At 60.6% G+C, this 16,722-nt stretch carries 16 protein-coding genes; 11 read left to right on the top strand and 5 right to left on the bottom strand.

The window, feature by feature from the left end:
- Positions 1–19: 19 nt before the first annotated feature.
- From CYA_RS08295 to CYA_RS08255, 9 genes are all read left to right on the top strand, one after another.
- On the top strand, positions 20–358 hold the full coding sequence (locus CYA_RS08295; protein ID WP_011430587.1) for a cation:proton antiporter subunit C: 339 nt from the start codon (positions 20–22) through the stop codon (positions 356–358).
- Entirely contained in the window at positions 351–1,841 is a 1,491-nt protein-coding gene (locus tag CYA_RS08290; RefSeq protein WP_011430586.1) for a cation:proton antiporter, read from the top strand. The genes CYA_RS08295 and CYA_RS08290 overlap by 8 nt, the downstream gene beginning before the upstream one ends.
- A complete protein-coding gene (locus tag CYA_RS08285; protein WP_041438403.1) occupies positions 1,825–2,229 on the top strand; it encodes a Na+/H+ antiporter subunit E in 405 nt (134 codons plus the stop codon). The genes CYA_RS08290 and CYA_RS08285 overlap by 17 nt, the downstream gene beginning before the upstream one ends.
- Positions 2,226–2,477, top strand: coding sequence for a hypothetical protein (locus CYA_RS08280; RefSeq protein ID WP_011430584.1), 252 nt, complete (start codon positions 2,226–2,228; stop codon positions 2,475–2,477). The genes CYA_RS08285 and CYA_RS08280 overlap by 4 nt, the downstream gene beginning before the upstream one ends.
- A gap of 11 nt (positions 2,478–2,488) precedes the next feature.
- The gene (locus CYA_RS08275; protein WP_011430583.1) at positions 2,489–2,770 is read left to right on the top strand and encodes a monovalent cation/H(+) antiporter subunit G; all 282 of its coding nucleotides are present in this window, start codon (positions 2,489–2,491) and stop codon (positions 2,768–2,770) included.
- Between the two features lie 9 nt (positions 2,771–2,779).
- Positions 2,780–3,301 carry a DUF4040 domain-containing protein gene (locus CYA_RS08270; protein ID WP_011430582.1) on the top strand — a complete coding sequence of 174 codons (522 nt, stop codon included), beginning with the start codon at positions 2,780–2,782 and terminating at the stop codon, positions 3,299–3,301.
- On the top strand, positions 3,298–3,957 hold the full coding sequence (locus CYA_RS08265; protein WP_011430581.1) for a Na(+)/H(+) antiporter subunit B: 660 nt from the start codon (positions 3,298–3,300) through the stop codon (positions 3,955–3,957). The genes CYA_RS08270 and CYA_RS08265 overlap by 4 nt, the downstream gene beginning before the upstream one ends.
- Positions 3,958–4,366: 409 nt before the next feature.
- Entirely contained in the window at positions 4,367–7,591 is a 3,225-nt protein-coding gene (gene carB, locus CYA_RS08260) for a carbamoyl-phosphate synthase large subunit (protein WP_011430580.1), read from the top strand.
- A 323-nt stretch (positions 7,592–7,914) separates the two neighbouring features.
- Positions 7,915–8,973, top strand: a complete 1,059-nt coding sequence (locus tag CYA_RS08255) for a photosystem II protein D1 2 (RefSeq protein ID WP_011430579.1) — start codon at positions 7,915–7,917, stop codon at positions 8,971–8,973.
- 198 nt (positions 8,974–9,171) lie between these two features.
- Here the strand turns inward: CYA_RS08255 and CYA_RS08250 are convergent, their stop codons facing one another.
- From CYA_RS08250 to CYA_RS08235, 4 genes are all read right to left on the bottom strand, one after another.
- A complete protein-coding gene (locus CYA_RS08250) occupies positions 9,172–10,998 on the bottom strand; it encodes an aspartate kinase (protein ID WP_011430578.1) in 1,827 nt (608 codons plus the stop codon).
- Positions 10,999–11,042: 44 nt separating this feature from the next.
- On the bottom strand, positions 11,043–12,578 hold the full coding sequence (locus CYA_RS08245) for a site-2 protease family protein (RefSeq protein WP_011430577.1): 1,536 nt from the start codon (positions 12,576–12,578) through the stop codon (positions 11,043–11,045).
- An 83-nt stretch (positions 12,579–12,661) separates the two neighbouring features.
- Complete coding sequence (locus CYA_RS08240) at positions 12,662–12,832, bottom strand: PCP reductase family protein (RefSeq protein WP_011430576.1); 171 nt, start codon at positions 12,830–12,832, stop codon at positions 12,662–12,664.
- Positions 12,833–12,843: 11 nt separating this feature from the next.
- Positions 12,844–13,098, bottom strand: coding sequence for a DUF751 family protein (locus CYA_RS08235; RefSeq protein WP_041439081.1), 255 nt, complete (start codon positions 13,096–13,098; stop codon positions 12,844–12,846).
- Positions 13,099–13,277: 179 nt separating this feature from the next.
- On the opposite strand from CYA_RS08235, the gene CYA_RS08230 reads away from it, so the two are divergent.
- Positions 13,278–13,817 (top strand): ATP synthase F0 subunit B, encoded by a 540-nt coding sequence (locus tag CYA_RS08230; protein ID WP_228375231.1) that lies wholly within the window; start codon positions 13,278–13,280, stop codon positions 13,815–13,817.
- 371 nt (positions 13,818–14,188) lie between these two features.
- Complete coding sequence (locus CYA_RS08225) at positions 14,189–14,572, top strand: hypothetical protein (RefSeq protein WP_011430573.1); 384 nt, start codon at positions 14,189–14,191, stop codon at positions 14,570–14,572.
- A gap of 242 nt (positions 14,573–14,814) precedes the next feature.
- Here the strand turns inward: CYA_RS08225 and CYA_RS08220 are convergent, their stop codons facing one another.
- Entirely contained in the window at positions 14,815–16,707 is a 1,893-nt protein-coding gene (locus CYA_RS08220) for an ABC1 kinase family protein (RefSeq protein WP_206336844.1), read from the bottom strand.
- Positions 16,708–16,722: the final 15 nt, after the last annotated feature.

Below are 16,722 nucleotides of genomic sequence, written 5' to 3'. Positions count from 1 at the left end.
CTCAAACGGCAAGGTACCCATGGCACACGCTGCAATTATCCTTACGATCCTGCTGGGCTTTTGGGGAGTGGTGGTCAAGCGCAATCTGATCATGAAAATCTTGGCCATGGATGTGATGAGCACCGGGGTCATCGCCTTTTTTGTCATTTGGGCCGCCCGCACCGGCGTGTTCACTCCCATCTACAAGCCCTGGCGCCAGGTGGACTATGCCGACCCGGTTCCGCAAGGAATCATCCTCACGGCCATCGTCATCGGCCTGTCGGTACAAGCCCTGATGTTGGTGGGGGTGATGAAGCTGTCCCGCGATCATCCCACCTTGGAAGTGGAGAGTATTGAGCAGGCGGTAGCTGATGACTGAGCTGACGACCGAACTGACGTTGGTCTGGGTGGCACTGCCCTTTTGGCTGGCCTTTGCCACCTACTTGCTGCCGGCTTTGACCCGTCCCAGCCTGGTCATCATGGCTGGACTGACGATAGCCTACGCAGTGCAGCAGGGAGGCCTGCCAGGGGCAACTGCTGCGCCGTTGGAGCTCCAGTTGCTGGATCACTTCGGGGTGACGTTGCGGATCGATGGCAACGCCGCGGCCATGCTCCTGGCCCATGGCCTGGTCACCCTTGGGGTGGCCCTGTATTTGGATCGGCGCTTTGTGGGCAGCCGCTTTCTGGCCATGCAGTTGCTGATCGTCCACGGCAGCGCCAACGCCGTCGTCATCAGCGCTGACCTGATCAGCGTCTATGTGGCCCTGGAGGTGCTCAGCATCGGCGTGTTTTTGCTGCTCACCTACAGTCGCCGAGCAGAGTCCCAGCCGATCCTGGGGGAAAGCGCCCCGCACCGCTCTCGCGACCGTCAGCTCTGGGTGGGGCTGCGCTACCTGTTCATGAGCAATGTGGCCATGCTCCTCTACCTGGTGGGATCCATGCTGGTCTATGTGCGCACCGGATCCCTGGCGATGAGCGGCTTGGCCCTGGCCGACCCCACGGCTCTTGCCTTGATTGCCGTTGGCCTTCTGGCCAAGGGGGCAGTCTTCGTCGCCGGCCTGTGGCTGCCCCTCACCTACGCCACTGCCGATCCTGTCATTGCGGCGGTGCTCAGCGGTTTTACTACAAAAGCAGGCGCCATGGCCCTTGTGCGCTGCAGCGAGTTCTCGCCCGTCTTGGCGCAGGGGCTGCCCTACTTCAGCGCAGGCGCGGCGGTCTTTGGGATCCTTCTGGCTTTGATGGCCAGCACGCCCCAGCGCCTTTTGGCCTGGAGCTCGGTGTCGCAGATGGGATTTGTCATCGCTGCACCCCAGTGGGCGGGTTTGTACGGCCTGGCCCATGGGCTGGCGAAGCCCTTGTTGTTTGTCGGGGCTGCGATAACCAATCGCTGGCGCTGGTCGCTGCTGATCTTGGGGACGGCCTCGCTGGCGGGGGTGCCCGGCACTTTGGGCTATGCAGCCAAGGCCCTTAGCTTGTCAGCTCTGGATCCCTGGCACGAGTGGCTGCTGGTGGGGGTTACTGTCGGCACCACCTGCATAGCCGTGCGGGTGCTGCGAGCTTTTCCTTCTCAAACAAACGGGGACACTACCCCGGCAGCCGGTTGGCCAGACAAGGTGGCCCTAGTCCTTTGGGGCGGGGGCTTGCTCTGGTTCTGGCTGCCAGCGGCCTATGACGTCGATAATCTCATCAAGGCGTTCCTTAGCTTGGGCCTCGGGATCCCGCTGGGCTGGTTTTGGGAGCGAATTCCTGTGAAGGGATGGCGTCTGGATGAAGGGCTAGAGGCAGTGGTGGGCGGCTTGAGCGTGGTGTTGGTGCTGGCCTGGATTCTGCTAAGTGGAGTGAACCATGTGGCGCTACCCTGAGTTGGGCTTGCTGGAAATTGGCCTGCGGCTTTTGATTTGGTTTTTGCTGACGGGTAATCTGAGTTGGGACAATGTGGCCATCGGGGTGGCGGCGACGCTGCTGCTGCCTCGGCAGGCCTCTGCGCCGGTGCGGTGGCGGGATTGGGGGCGGGTGCTCAGGGAGATCGTTTTCGCCGTTCCGAAAGCTTACTGGGAGGCCTTTGAGATGATCCTCAGACCCCACACCGTAGAGGAGGTTGTATACAAACAAACTCTCCCCAATCGTTCGGCGGGACTAGTGTTTCTCGACATCTTTTTGATTACTTTTACGCCCAAAACCATTGTGCTCAATTGCGATGCCCAAGGCACCTACGAGGTGCATCTGCTCAAGCCGCGGGAGGAGGCGTGAATCTACTGCTGTTTCTGCTGACTTTGACCCTATGCCTGCCGCTGTATGCCGCCTGGCTGAAGGAGGATATTTGGCAGACGATGCTGGCTTTTGCCAGCTTATCGACCAAGACGGCCATCCTGGTTTTGGTGGTATCTGTGGTGCGGGATGACTGGATGATCGGGATTGTGGGGGTCTTGATTTTGTCGGTGGGCAATGCAGCCCTAATGCTGCTGGCCCACGTGCTCAAGCGCTTGGAAATGCTTTAAGGGGAATCAACATGGAAGTTTTGGTGGAGGCTCTCAGCTATCTTCTGTTTGGGATCGGGGTGCTGTTTTGGCTGTGGGGAACAGCGCCGCTCCTTGGGGATCGCTCGATTTTGTTTAAGCTGCACGGCCTTTCGGTGTCGGACACGCTGGGATCCATGAGCATCATGCTGGGGCTGTTGCTGCGGATCCCAAGGGAGTGGCCTCTGCTGGTGTTGGCCCTGATTTCCTTGGCCATTTGGAACACCATCTTGGGCTATGTGCTGGCCTTTTGCTCGCAGCGCAAGTCCCTATAGGAGGACAGGATGGAAGAGACTTTGTTGCTGGTGATCGCCCTGCTGTTGCCCTTGACGGCTGCCTTGGTGGTGACCCAGACCAATCCCTATCATGCCTTGGTGATGCGCGGCATTCTGGGATCCATCGCTGCTCTGATCTATGCCTTGTTTGGGGCGGCGGATGTGGCGCTTACTGAGGCGCTGGTGGGCACCATGCTGTCCATTACGCTCTATGCCATCGCGGTGCGTTCCTCGTTGAGTATGCGCTTGGGCGTTCTCGAAGACAGTCCTCTGTTGGCGGCCAGGACCTCAGCAGCACAGCAGTTGTTACAGCAGATGCGCCAAGGGCTACAGCAGTACCACATGCGTCTGGAGTTGGCCGTCTATGGAAGTGCAGAGGCGTTGTTGGCTGCCCTTCACAGCCGGGAGGTGCACACCATTGCCCTTGAGCCCGATGAGGAGGTGGCAGAGTATCGCTTGGTAACGCGCGTGCCCCGCCTGCAGGCCATCTTGACGCAACAAGCCCTGCTTTCTGAGGTCCTCCTGCCATGAGGTGGTTGTACGGGGTGGCGGCGCTGCTGGCAGCCTTGCAGCTCATGGTTGCCGACGCGGGAGCTGTTTCTCCTGCCTTTGAGCCTGTGGCGGTTCTGGCCGGAGAAAGCGGCGTGCCCAATACGGTGACGGGCTTGATCCTGCGCAACCGCCTTTACGACACCGTCTTTGAAGTCGTCGTGTTTTCTACGGCCATTCTGGGCGCGCAGTACCTGCTGGCGGATGAGCGACCGACGGCCAATGTAGCTCAGTTTACCGATATTCCCTCAATTGTGTTGGCGCGGGTGGGGGCCACCATCTCCGCTCTGATTGGGGTGGAGCTGGCCATTCGGGGTCACCTGACGCCGGGCGGGGGGTTTGCTGCCGGCGTGGCGGGAGGAACGGCGATTGGCTTGGTGGCGATCACCGCCTCTTCGACCTGGATGGAGGCCATCTACAAGCGGTGGCAAGCCGCGATGTGGGAGAAGCTGTCGGTGGTGACGTTTATCGGGGTGGCTGTAATCGCCCTGGCCGGTTGGGAACTACCCAAGGGCGAGCTGGGGGCACTTTTTAGCGGCGGCTGGATCCCAATCCTCAACATTTTGGTGGCCATCAAGGTGGCGCTGGGATCCTGGGCGGCGATTTTAATTTTTATTCGCTACCGCGGCTTGTTATGAAGGCTCGAACGGGTTGATAACGCTCGTGTCAAGCCAATACATCGTGGGCGGTGTTATCTTCTTGCATCCGCTCGAAGTCCGAATCTTCACCAATGTTTGGGATCGATCCGAGCACTTGGCAAAGGACTTTTTTGCAAGTTGGAGTAAGACTTGCTTGAGGATTTTGCGATGTTCGGCTTCTGCACTCCCACCGTCAGGCCTAGCCCTTTCTTTCAGAACTTTGACAATGGCCCCATCAACGTTGCGAACAATTGGAGTGGCCGTAGAGCGTCTCCTCGATCGGCAGATCCATGGATGGCTTTGCCGCAAAGATAGCGTTGACAGCAGGACGTTTCCCTGTCCGTTGAGCAACTTGACCTGCAGGCGACCTCTACAATAGAAGGCTGACCCTGCCACCCCTGGGATCCCTATGCCGCGCCGTACCGACATTCACAAGATCTTGCTCATCGGAGCGGGGCCGATCGTCATTGGCCAAGCCTGCGAGTTCGACTACTCCGGCACCCAAGCCTGCAAAGCCCTGCGAGAAGAGGGCTACGAGGTGATCTTGGTCAACTCCAACCCGGCCACCATCATGACGGATCCCAGTATGGCGGATCGCGTCTACATCGAGCCGGTGACGGCGGACTTCGTGGCCCAGATCATCGAGCGGGAGCGCCCCGATGCCCTGCTGCCCACCATGGGGGGACAGACGGCCCTCAATGTAGCGGTGGAGCTGGCCCGGCGCGGGATCTTGGACCAGTACGGGGTGGAGCTGATCGGGGCCAAGCGGGAGGCCATCGAAAAAGCCGAGGATCGGGAGCTGTTTAAGCAGGCGATGCAGCGGCTTGGCCTGGCGGTGCCGCGCTCGGGGCTGGCCCGCAGCCTGGCCGAAGCCAAGCAGATCGCTCACGAGATCGGCTATCCCCTCATCATCCGCCCCGCCTATACCCTGGGGGGCACAGGGGGGGGGGTGGCCTACAACCAAGAAGAATTTGAAGAGATCTGCGCCGCCGGCCTGGAGGCCAGCCCGGTCTCTCAGATCCTGGTGGAGGAGTCGGTGATCGGCTGGAAGGAGTTTGAGTTGGAGGTGATGCGGGATCTGGCGGACAACGTGGTGATCATCTGCTCGATTGAAAACATCGACCCCATGGGGGTTCACACTGGCGACTCCATCACCGTGGCCCCGGCCCAGACCCTCACCGACAAGGAGTACCAGCGGCTGCGCGACTACGCCATCGCCATCATGCGCGAGATTGGGGTGGAAACCGGGGGATCCAACGTGCAGTTTGCCGTCAACCCCGCCAACGGCGAGGTGCGGGTGATCGAGATGAACCCGCGGGTTTCCCGCTCTTCTGCTTTGGCCAGCAAGGCCACTGGGTTTCCCATTGCCAAGATCGCCGCCAAGCTGGCCGTAGGCTACACGCTGCCGGAGCTCCCCAACGACATCACCCGCAAAACCCCGGCCAGCTTCGAGCCCACCCTTGACTATGTGGTCACCAAGATCCCCCGCTTTGCCTTTGAGAAGTTTCCCGGCTCGGAGCCGGTTTTGACCACGCAGATGAAGTCGGTGGGGGAGGCGATGGCCATTGGCCGCACCTTCCAGGAGTCCATCCAGAAGGCATGGCGGTCTTTGGAGATCGACCGCCCTGGCTTTGGCAGCGACAGGCCGGAAGTCTTCCCAACCCCAGAGGAAGTGCGGGCCAACCTGCGCACCCCCAACCCCTTCCGCCTGTTGACCATCCGCACGGCCCTGCTCATGGGTTTCTCGGTCCAGGAAATTGCCCAGCTTACCCACATCGATCCCTGGTTTATCGACAAGCTGAAGGAGTTGGTGGAGGTGGAGCAAGCCCTTAAAGGGCGGGAGTTGGGATCCCTAACGGCCGAAGACCTGCGCCATCTCAAGCAGATGGGCTTTAGCGACCGACAAATTGCCCACCTGACCGGCTGCACGGAAGCCCAGGTGCGGGATCGCCGCAAGGCCCTGGGGGTGATCCCCACCTACAAAACCGTGGACACCTGCGCTGCCGAGTTCGAGGCGGCCACCCCTTACCAGTACTCCACCTACGAGAGCGAATCCGAGACCTTCCCCACCGCCAAGCCAAAGGTGATGATCCTGGGGGGCGGTCCCAACCGCATCGGCCAGGGGATCGAGTTCGACTACTGCTGCTGTCATGCCGTCTTTGCTCTCAGACGCCTTGGCTATGAGACCATCATGGTCAACTCCAACCCCGAGACCGTTTCCACCGACTACGACACCGCTGATCGCCTCTACTTTGAGCCCCTGACCTACGAAGAGGTGATGAACCTCGTCGAGGCCGAGCAGCCGCTAGGTCTAATCCTGCAGTTTGGCGGCCAGACCCCCCTGAAGCTGGCCCAGGGGCTAGCCGCAGCCCAAGCGCCTATCTGGGGTGCTGCTCCTGACTCCATCGACATAGCCGAAGATCGCGGCCGGTTTGGGCGCCTGCTCGAGGAATTGGGGATCCGCCAGCCAGCCCACGGCCTTGCCCGCAGCGTGGAGGAGAGCCTGGAGATTGCCCGGCGCATTGGCTACCCCGTGGTGGTGCGGCCCAGCTATGTGCTGGGGGGGCGGGCCATGGAGATTGTCTATTCGGATCAAGATCTGCGGCGCTACATGCAGCTAGCGGTGGCGGTGGATCCCAACCGTCCCGTGCTGGTGGATCAGTTCTTGGAGGATGCCGTGGAGGTAGATGTGGACGCCATCGCCGACCACACCGGGGCTGTAACCATCGGCGGCATCCTGGAGCACATTGAGCAGGCCGGGATCCACTCGGGCGACTCCGCCTGTGTCTTGCCCAGCCGCACTCTCAGCCCTGCTGTGCTGCAGGTGATCCGCGACTGGACGGTGAAGTTGGCCCAAGCTCTCCAGGTGGTGGGGCTCATTAACGTCCAATACGCCGTCCAGAAAGAGCAGGTTTACGTTCTGGAAGCCAACCCGCGCGCTTCCCGCACCGTGCCGTTTGTCAGCAAAGCCATTGGCCACCCCCTGGCCGGCTACGCTGCCCAGGTGATGAGCGGCAAAACCCTGGCAGAGCTGGGCTTTACCCAGGAGGTGATCCCGCCCTACGTGGCTGTTAAGGAAGTGGTGCTGCCGTTTCACAAGTTCCCCGGCACCGACACGCTGCTGGGGCCGGAGATGCGCTCTACTGGGGAGGTGATGGGCATTGACACCGACTTTGGCCGCGCCTTTGCCAAAGCGCAACTGGCTGCTGGCCAAAACCTGCCCCTAGGGGGCACCGTGTTCATCAGCGTTAGCGACCGCGACAAGCAGGCGGTGATCCCAGTGGCCCAGGAGTTGGTCAGGCTAGGCTTTCGCCTGCTGGCCACTGCCGGAACCCAGAAAGTTTTGGCCGAGCACGGGATCCCCGTCGAGAAGGTGCTCAAGCTGCACGAGGGCCGGCCCCACGTCATCGACACCATCAAGAACGGCCAGATTCAGCTTATCGTCAACACCCCTTCTGGCGGCGAAGCCCAACAGGATGCGCAGAAGATCCGCCGCACCGCCCTGGCCTACAAGATCCCTTTGGTCACTACTCTGGCTGGAGCCAAGGCTACTGCTGCTGCCATCCGCGCTCTGCAGTCAGGATCCCTGGGGGTGAAGTCCCTGCAGGAGTTTCACGCCGAAATTGGGCGATAGGAGCCTGCCGGGGTTGCTTTTCTGAAGAAATCCTTAAGACCTCCACCTTAAGAAATCCTGAAGTTCTCGACTGCAAAAACTGGCTCTTGAGGCCTGGGAAAAGGGGTGGAATATAAACTGCAATACTAATCTGCATGTTTGTATCGATAAATCAATTTATTTCACATTTTGGCTGCAGACGTTAGGTATCCTTGGCAGTTTTCTTGAGACTGTCTAGCGTGGAAGGAGAAGAATCCCCAGGACAAGGCTGAGTCATTTCCTGAGGTCACTCTGCCAAGCGCAAGTGGAAGAAAGCTCTCTTCAAATTTTCTAGGAGTTGGCCTATGAGTGTGGTTGTTCGGCGCTCCGCTGCCGCACGGCGGCTATGGAGCTGGGAAAGTTTTTGTCAATGGATCACTAGCACCGAAAATCGGCTTTACATCGGCTGGTTTGGCGTATTGATGATCCCGACCTTGTTGGCGGCAACCTTTTGTTTTGTGATTGCCTTCATTGCTGCGCCACCGGTGGATGTGGACGGGATCCGCGAGCCGGTGATTGGCTCCCTGCTGGGTGGCAACAACCTCATTTCTGCGGCGGTGGTGCCCACCTCAGCCGCCATCGCCTTGCACTTCTACCCCATCTGGGAAGCTGCCTCTTTGGAGGAGTGGCTCTACAACGGCGGCCCCTACCAGCTCATCGTGTTTCACTTCCTCATCGGGGTGTGGTGCTACCTGGGCCGGCAGTGGGAGCTGAGCTATCGCTTGGGCATGCGTCCCTGGATTGCGGTGGCGTTTTCCGCTCCGGCGGCGGCGGCTACGGCAGTGCTCCTGGTCTACCCCATTGGCCAGGGCAGTTTCTCAGAGGGGCTGCCGCTAGGGATTGCCGGCACCTTCTACTTCATGCTGGCTTTCCAGGCGGAGCACAATATCCTCATGCACCCTGCTAGCTGGCTGGGGGTGGCCGGCGTCTTTGGCGGCGCTCTGCTGGCCTCCCTGCACGGCTCCCTGGTGATCTCCAGCCTAATCCGCGAGACCTCGGAAGAAGAGTCACAAAATGCCGGCTACCGCTTTGGCCAGCAGGAGGTCACCTACAACTTCCTGGCCGGCCACTACGCCTTCTTGGGGCGGTTGGGGATCCCCAGCCTTGGCTGGCGCAACAGCCGCTCTGTCCACTTCTGGATGGCGGCCCTGCCTACCTTAGGGATCTGGGCGGCGGCAATCGGCATCGGCCTCATGGCCTTTAACCTCAATGGCTTTAACTTCAACCAGTCCATCCTGGACAGCCAAGGCCGGTTCATCCCTACCTACGCCGATCTCCTCAACCGCGCCAACTTGGGGATCCAGGCCATGCACGCCCCCAATGCCCACCACTTCCCCCTGTTGCTGGCGGCCAAAGCGGACTAGGGTTGGCTCCGTCTTTAGCCGGTGTGCCCGGTATAGCAAGGAGCAACTACCTGCAGCTCGCGGGGAAGTCACGCCTGTGGAGATCCCTCTGGCGGGGTAGTAGAGGTAAACTCTGCCACTAGCCACGGGTCGTGGAAGCAGGAAGAAAGCGTCAACCTGGAGCAAAAGTCCGCTTTTGTCCAGCGTTGTATGAGTCTTTCAGAGCGGCCGGTCGAGTTCAAAGGCACGGTGGACAGCTTGGAGAGCCCGGATCCCCTGCTCCCGTCGCACCACGCAGCTTACCTTAATCTCTGAGGTGCCGATCATCTCAATGTTGATCCCGGCGTCGGCCAAGGCAGCAAAAAAGCGCGCCGCCACGCCGGGATACGTTTCCATGCCGGCGCCGACGATGCTGACTTTGGCAATGTCGTGGTCGGTTTCAACCCCAGCTGCCTGCAGCTCCTCGGCCACCTGACAGCACACGGCCTCAGCCGCCCTGGCCTGATCCTGAGGCACGGTAAAGGCAATGTCGTTACTGGGAAGGCCGTTGTGGTAGCTCCGCTGGCTCTGGATGATGGTGTCGACGATAACGCCAGCCTCTGCCAAGCGCCCAAACAGATGGGCAGCCGTCCCCGGCCGATCCGGCACCTTGCGCAGGCCTAGCCGCGATTGCTTCAGATCCAGGGCAACGCCCCGCACCGGGTGGTGGCGCAGAAGGGGATCCCCGCAAGGCGCTGCCTTGACTCGATGCAGCTGGGGAATCACCTGAAACGCTTCCCCCAGCGCCAGGGCGGCCTCCCCAGCCCGCTCGGCTGCCACCACGCAGCTGACCTTGATCTCCGACATGGAGATCATCTGCAAGTTGATCCCCGCTTCCGCCAGCACGCGAAACATCTCGGCGGCAATGCCCGGGCGACCCATCATCCCCACCCCGGCAATGCTGACCTTGGCTACCGCCTCATCGACAAGGACTTCCCTACACCCCAGCTCCTGGCCAACCTTGCGGGCCACGGCTGCTGCCTGAGCCGCCTGGGCACGGCTGACGGTGAAGGCAATGTCGTTGGTAGGGGATCCCTCCGCCGCACTGAGGTGGAGCGACTGCAGAATTAAGTCGACATTGATCCCCGTTGCAGCAATCTCCTGGAACAGTTGCGCGGCAATGCCCGGGCGATCCGGCACTCCCACCAACACCAACTTGGCCTGCTCTCCATCCAGCTCCACGGTATCGACCGCCCGCCCTAGCTCAATGCTGCTATCAGGGGAGCGGACGCGAGCAGGGGGAGAGACAATGAGGGTGCCTTCTGATCCGGCTTGCAGCGGCTCCAGGCTGGAGCGCACCCGCAGCTTGACACCGTAGTTGCGAGCAATTTCTACCGAGCGGGGGTGCAGTACCTGCGCTCCTAGGCTGGCTAGCTCCAGCATCTCGTCGGCGGTAATCTCTGGCAACAACCTGGCCTCGGGCACCTTGCGCGGATCGGCAGTAAAGATCCCGGGCACATCGGTGTAGATCTCACACAGCTCGGCTCCCAGGGCCACTGCCAAGGCCACCGCTGTGGTGTCCGATCCCCCCCGCCCCAGGGTGGTGATCTCCAGCTCAGTTAGGCTGGTGATGCCCTGAAAGCCGGCCACCACCACCACCTCTCCCCGCTCTAGGTGTTGCCAAAGGCGGTCGGTGTGGATGTGCAGAATGCGGGCCCGCCCGTGATCCCGGGTGGTGACGATGCCCACCTGGGCCGCCGTCAAGGAGAGGGCAGGGTAGCCCAAGCGCTGCAGCGCCAACGCCAGCAGGGCAATGCTGACCTGCTCACCCGTAGACAGGAGCATGTCCCACTCCCGCCACTCGGCCGGCGTGGTCGGGGATCCCTGGAGGATCTGTTCCCCCAGTTCCACCAAGCGATCCGTTTCTTCTCCCATTGCCGAGACCACCACCACCACCCGCTTCCCCTGCTCCACCGTGTGGGCTACCCGCTGGGCTACGGCCTGGATGCGCTCGATGGAGCCGACGGAGGTGCCGCCGTACTTTTGGACAATTAAACCCGCTTGCATAGCCAGGGCTGAGCTGGTTGACGTGGTTTGGATCCTATCCCGAACTAGGCCAGGCCAAGCCAGCTTTGCAAAAAGGGTGGCACCGGCAGCAGGATCAGCACAAGCCAGCTCAAGATTGCCAGCCCCAGCAGCTCCCGGCCCTCATCCAGCTCGGCGACATCGTTGAGGGCTGGCTCGTCGGCACTGGTGATCACAAACAAAAGCAGCGCCCACAATAACAGCCAGGGCTGCACCGTCAAAGCCAGCAGCAGCACCAGCCAGCGAGTCACTCGCCCCACATTGGCCCCCATCTGCTGGCCATAGATGGCGTGGACAATGTGGCCCCCATCCAGTTGGCCCACCGGCACCAGGTTAAAGGCAACCACCACTAGACCCAGCCAGCCGGCAAAGGCCAGGGGGTGCAGATCGATCACCTGCCCCGGCTGCAACTGATCCCCCAGCACCAGGCGCGCCAGAATGGCCAGCAGCACCGAGAGGCGCGGGTCAATGCGATGGAAGCTAATCGGGGTCGGCTGCCCCTCTGGCCCTGCCGGAGGATCCCCGGGCGTCGAAAAGACCAGCCCCACCAGCAACATTGTCAACGCCACCAGGCTGCCCGCCAGCGGCCCGGCAACGGCGATGTCAAACAGTACCTTGCGGTTGGGCACCGGCTCTTTCAGCTCGATGAAAGCCCCGAAGGTTCCCAACACAAAAGGCACCGGGATGAAATAGGGGAGCGAGGTTTTGATGCCGTGGCGGCGGGCCACCCAGTAGCGGATCCCTTCATGGGATCCCAGAATGGCCAGGATCCCAACTGCGTAGGGCAACCCCTTCAGCAGAGACGGGAGATGCAGCAGCCGGTCAGGGCCGACCCCAGCCGCCTGGGCCCCGGCAGTGAGAGTCGTCCAAAAGGTAAACAGCAGCAGCCCCAGCGCCAGCAGAGGCCACTCCTGCTGACGGGTTAGGGAGCGCCGTGCCGCCGGGTTGGGCACCAAGGCAAAAAAAGGCTTGCCGGCAAACCCCTCCTGCAGCACCACCAAGAAGCGTTTGCCAAAAGTGTTTTCTACATTGCGCTGCACCCGCTCATAGGCTTCCGTGGGATCCGCCCGCAAATTGCCGCGGCAGATGATGGCCTGGGGACGGTACTCCACGCTTTGCAAATAAAAAACATTCCAGGGGAAGCAGTGGTTGAGCTTTTCTCGCGGCACCTCCGAGATGGGGGTGTGGACAAGAGTCGCCGAGGCCAGATCTGCAGCACTGTCCTCCTTTTCTTCCTCTGCTTCAAGCAAAGACTCGCGATCCGATCCCGCAACCGGCGAGGTGTTTTCCGCCCCCGGTTGAGAGCCTGCCGTTGGAGGTCGGAGGCGCCCCCGGCGTACCAAAGTCATGCTGGTAAAATAGGAAGCCAGAAACAGCCCCAACATGAGCAGGGGGGGCATTTCGTACTGAAACACCTGACGCCCCAGCACCCAGATCAAAGGGGGCATCATCATCACCAGCCACAGGATCCGCCAGGGCACCTTGGAGAGGCGGGCCACACTTTTTTGCAGCAGCAGGTAGGTTGCAGAACCCACCAGTGCCAACAGGATCCAATCTGCCATGAGTTGCAAAAAACAGAGGAGAACACCTCTACCAAGCTAGCGGCAAACCCAATCTCCCTGCTATGGCCAGCAGGGGGGATCCCTCAAGAGCCAAACTTTTGCTTGGCCTGCTCGTAAACTGCCACTGTGATCTTCTGGATCCCGGCTTCGCGGGCAAACTGTTCAATCTTCTTACGGGCAGCCGGACGCACAAAGAAGGGGATTTCTTTAAGGCGCGCCTCTGCTTCTGGCGTCCACTCTATCGCTTCGTCCATCCCCCCTGCCCTCAACGCAACATCCACGCCGGCAGGAGAGTGTGCCCTGTCATGCCTCGCAGGGTGAAATAGACAAACAGCAGCAACAGCAGGGATCCCAGCACAACCAGGGCTGCCGAGGTCGGACTTTTGCGGTACAGGTTAACAAAAGGCTGTAAGCCAGCCCAGATCCCCCCCAGCAAGACGGTAATGAAGTAGGTAGGGTAGCGGGAGACATTCTCCACAAATTGATCTTCCAGTCGACGAGGAGGCTGCGGCTGTGGCATGGGCAGATCGCAATCCAACAACTTCCCCTCAGTTTGCCACAGAGACCGGTTTCTGTCCCCCCGGCTGAAGAGGGATAGGAACCAGGGGGAAGCCGCCCAGGCTCAGAACCGCGAGAACCTGATATGGTAGGCGTTATCCTGCCTGCTTAGCTCAGCCCAGCCACCCACTCTCTGGCCTGATGCGAGAATTGCCCCCCGATGCCCTCAATCGCGCCGGTGACCTGCTTGGGGAACAGACCCTGGCGCTGATGCGCGTCCAGGAGGCTTTGGATCAACTGGAGGCAGCCATTCTCAGCAGTCCTCGTCTGTTCTGGTCTCGCACCCTTATCGACGAAGAGAAGATCCTGGAGCAGTTGGACTTCATCCGCCTCAACCTGCCCACAGCCTTGGAGGAAGCCGAGGAGGTGCTGCGCCAGCGGGATCAGATTTTGGCCGAGGCCCATCGTTACGCCCAGGAGATCGTGGCCGTGGCCCAGCGCCGCGCCGAGCAGCTCGTCAGCGAATCGACCATCCTACGCCAGGCTCAAGCGCAGGCAGAACAGTTGCTGCGACAAACCTACCAACAGAGCGAGGAGGTGCGGCGACAGACGCTGCAGGAGTCGGAGCGCCTACAACGGGAGGCCCATCATTACGTGGATCAGGTTTTGCAAGACCTAGAGCTGCGGCTGTTGGAGTCTCTGCGGGTGATCCGCAACGGGCGACAAAACCTTCAGACCTAAATTTGTGCTCGACCAGAGAGTGTTCATCGGTTCAGTTTTAGGCCAATATAAAAGGTAGCATCCGGGCTTCTTTACCCTGCGGATCTGTGGTAACCAAACTAACCTCCGCCAGGAAAGACGAAGACAAGTCTCGGATGGGCGGCCAGGAACTCGACGCGCTGTAGATTGCTGCTGCAGGCAAGGAACCTCGAGCTTTTGTGGCAAGCTGGCGCAGTTCTCCCTTCGCTTAACTGAGAGCGTGTGTTCCTCTTCTCAGCGATTGCCCCAACATTGGACTCATCGAGCTACCTTCCGCGGCGGGCTCTGTCCTCAGCCTGCGAGTTCCGGCTTTTACCCCTTTTGGGGAACCACTCAGTCGTCTAGGAGATTCTATGACCATTGAACCGAAAGCCCGTAAGAACCGCGAAAATGCCAACTCCCGTTCCCGCAGCCGTCGCCGTGAATCGGCCAAAGGGATCAAAGGGGCCAATCCAGCCGCCAGCCTCTCCCTGCCGAAGTTGATCCAAGAGAATGCTGTGCTCCAATCTCGCAGCCAGTTGTTGCTGATGTACAGCGACTTCCAAACCGAAATGCCCAACGACGGCAAAACCGGCGTTGGCACCTGGCTGCAGAACCGCCTCAAGGAGTACGGCATGCCCAGCCTGCTGCGTTTTGGCCCGCGCTCCTGCCCCCAGGTTTTCCGCCGCGATGAATTTTCTGAGTGGATGACGCTAGCCCTCAATGCCGTCAGCCCCAAAGACGAGAGCGCCAGCTAGGAGAGGTAGACTCTCGTCGGGGCAGACCTGAACTACGCTGAAGAGACTGCGCCATTGGGTTCAGCCGGGAAAGTTCCTTCTGCCTGCTTCTCTCAACATAAGGATGTCGTTGGGATTTTCCCGGCTTGCTCTTCTTAGTTAGTGGCCGACACTCGCGGGGCAACCCAAAGCTTTTTCCCGGAGGCTGGTCTTGTTGCCCCGCAGAGCAGAAAGGTTCTGGTCTGTTCAGCGCAAGGGGAAGGTCAGGCAGCAGCAGGTTTTGCAGCTTTCATCGGCCCAGGGCTCCCGTTGTGCCCGTTTACGGGCTTTTTCTCATCCTCCGACAACAATAGGTCGCGGATAAGCCGGGCTGCCGAGCGTTGCAACCAGCGGGAGGCCAATTGCCGGCCCAGTTGCTGGGCTTCCGGCTTGGTGGCTATCTTGGCGACGATGGGCAGAAGCTGCAGCGGCTGAAAGGTCGGGTTGCGGCTGAGGAGTTCCCACAGACGTTGCAAATGAGCCAAGCCGTCTGAGGTGCCGTTCCCCGAGCTGGAGAACAGCACATCCACCAGCCGCTCCCGCAAGAAAGCCCCCCGCTCGGAAAAGATAAAATCGACGGCCTTTTCCAGGGATCCCTGCAGGTCAAAGTCTTCGCTGTTGGCGGCGTTGCGCAGCAGGTTCTCCAGGCGGTTCCAGCGGAATTGCCCCTGGTTAAACAGCAGCTCCCGCAGGGCGGCGCGTAGCTCTGGAGCCGGGTCGGTGAGCAGCCGCTGGGCCACATAGGGATAGGCCACGCTCAACACCTTAAAATTGGGATCCAAACTGATGGCGATCCCCTCCAGGGTGAGCAAAGAGCGGATGATCAGGGCGTAGTAGGCAGGCACGCGGAAGGGAAAATCGTACATCACCCCCGAGAGCTTATCCGTGATGCTTTTGAAGTTCAGCTCGGCCACGGAGCTGCCCAGGGCCTCGGCAAAGACAGCTTCCAAAGCGGGAATGATGGGGGTGAGATCCGTATCGGGATCCAGGAACTCCAGATCCACGTAGTCCTGCGCCAAGGCAACAAAATCCCGGTTCACCAAGTGGACGATGGCCTTGATCAGGCCGTAGCGCTGGTGGGGCTGGATGGTGCTCATCATGCCAAAGTCGATGTAGGCCAGCCGCCCGTCGTGCATGGCCAAGAGGTTGCCCGGATGGGGGTCAGCATGGAAAAAGCCATGCTCCAAAAGCTGCTTAAGGGAGCAGTTAACCCCAATCTCGATCAGGTGCCGTCCATCTAGCCCTGCAGCGGCAATTTTGTCGAGTTGGGTCAGCTTGATGCCGTCGATCCACTCCATCGTCAGCACCTTGGTGCGGGTGTACTGCCAATAGATTTTCGGGGCGTAGATGGAGGGGTGGCGGTACAGCTCCAGGAAGCGCTCAGCGTTGCGGCCCTCTTGGGTGTAGTCCATCTCCTCGTAAAGCCGCCCGGCAAACTCATCCACAATGCCCACCAAGTCGCTGCGGATGCGGCGGAAGGTGCGCTTGGCCCAGGCGGCCAGGCTGCGGATGATGTACATGTCCAGGGAGATGCGCCCGATCAAATCGGGCCGCTGCACCTTGACGGCAACTTTCTCCCCTGTGTGCAGATAGGCCTGGTAAACCTGCCCCAGGCTGGCAGCGGCAACCGGTTCCGGGCCGATCTCGCGAAAGATCTGCTCTACCGATTGGCCGATCTCCGACTGGATAAGGGCAAAGGCGGTGGCATTGTCGAAGGGGGGCAGCTCATCCTGAAGCTTGGCCAGTTCTTCTAAAAAAAGAGGCGAGACCAGGTCAGGACGGGTGGAGAGAGCCTGGCCAATTTTGATAGCTGTCGGCCCCAATTCCGTGAGGATCTCCCGCAGCCGCGCCGCGTGCTTGGGCCGATTTTTCAGCTCCACCCCTCGCCAGCGATCCCAAAACACCCAGGCCAACAGACCCAAAAAGGGGGTGATCAACTGGAATAGACGCCCCAGCACCAGATCCCAGCGCCCCCGGTATTGCTCGGCCAATTGCTCCGGATCGTAGCGCAGGGCTGGCTGCGACAGGGTAACCTCAGCCCCCGCCGCTGCCGAAGCCGGTCGAGGCTGGGTTGCCACTGGTTTGGTTACTGCTGCTGTTGACGGTATTGCGCCCATAGAAGTCCCGACGGA

Origin of the sequence: Synechococcus sp. JA-3-3Ab, assembly GCF_000013205.1 — a bacterium.
Taxonomy (GTDB): domain Bacteria; phylum Cyanobacteriota; class Cyanobacteriia; order Thermostichales; family Thermostichaceae; genus Thermostichus.
Note: the sequence above shows the minus strand (reverse complement) of the source record. Positions and strands in the feature narration are given on the sequence as shown.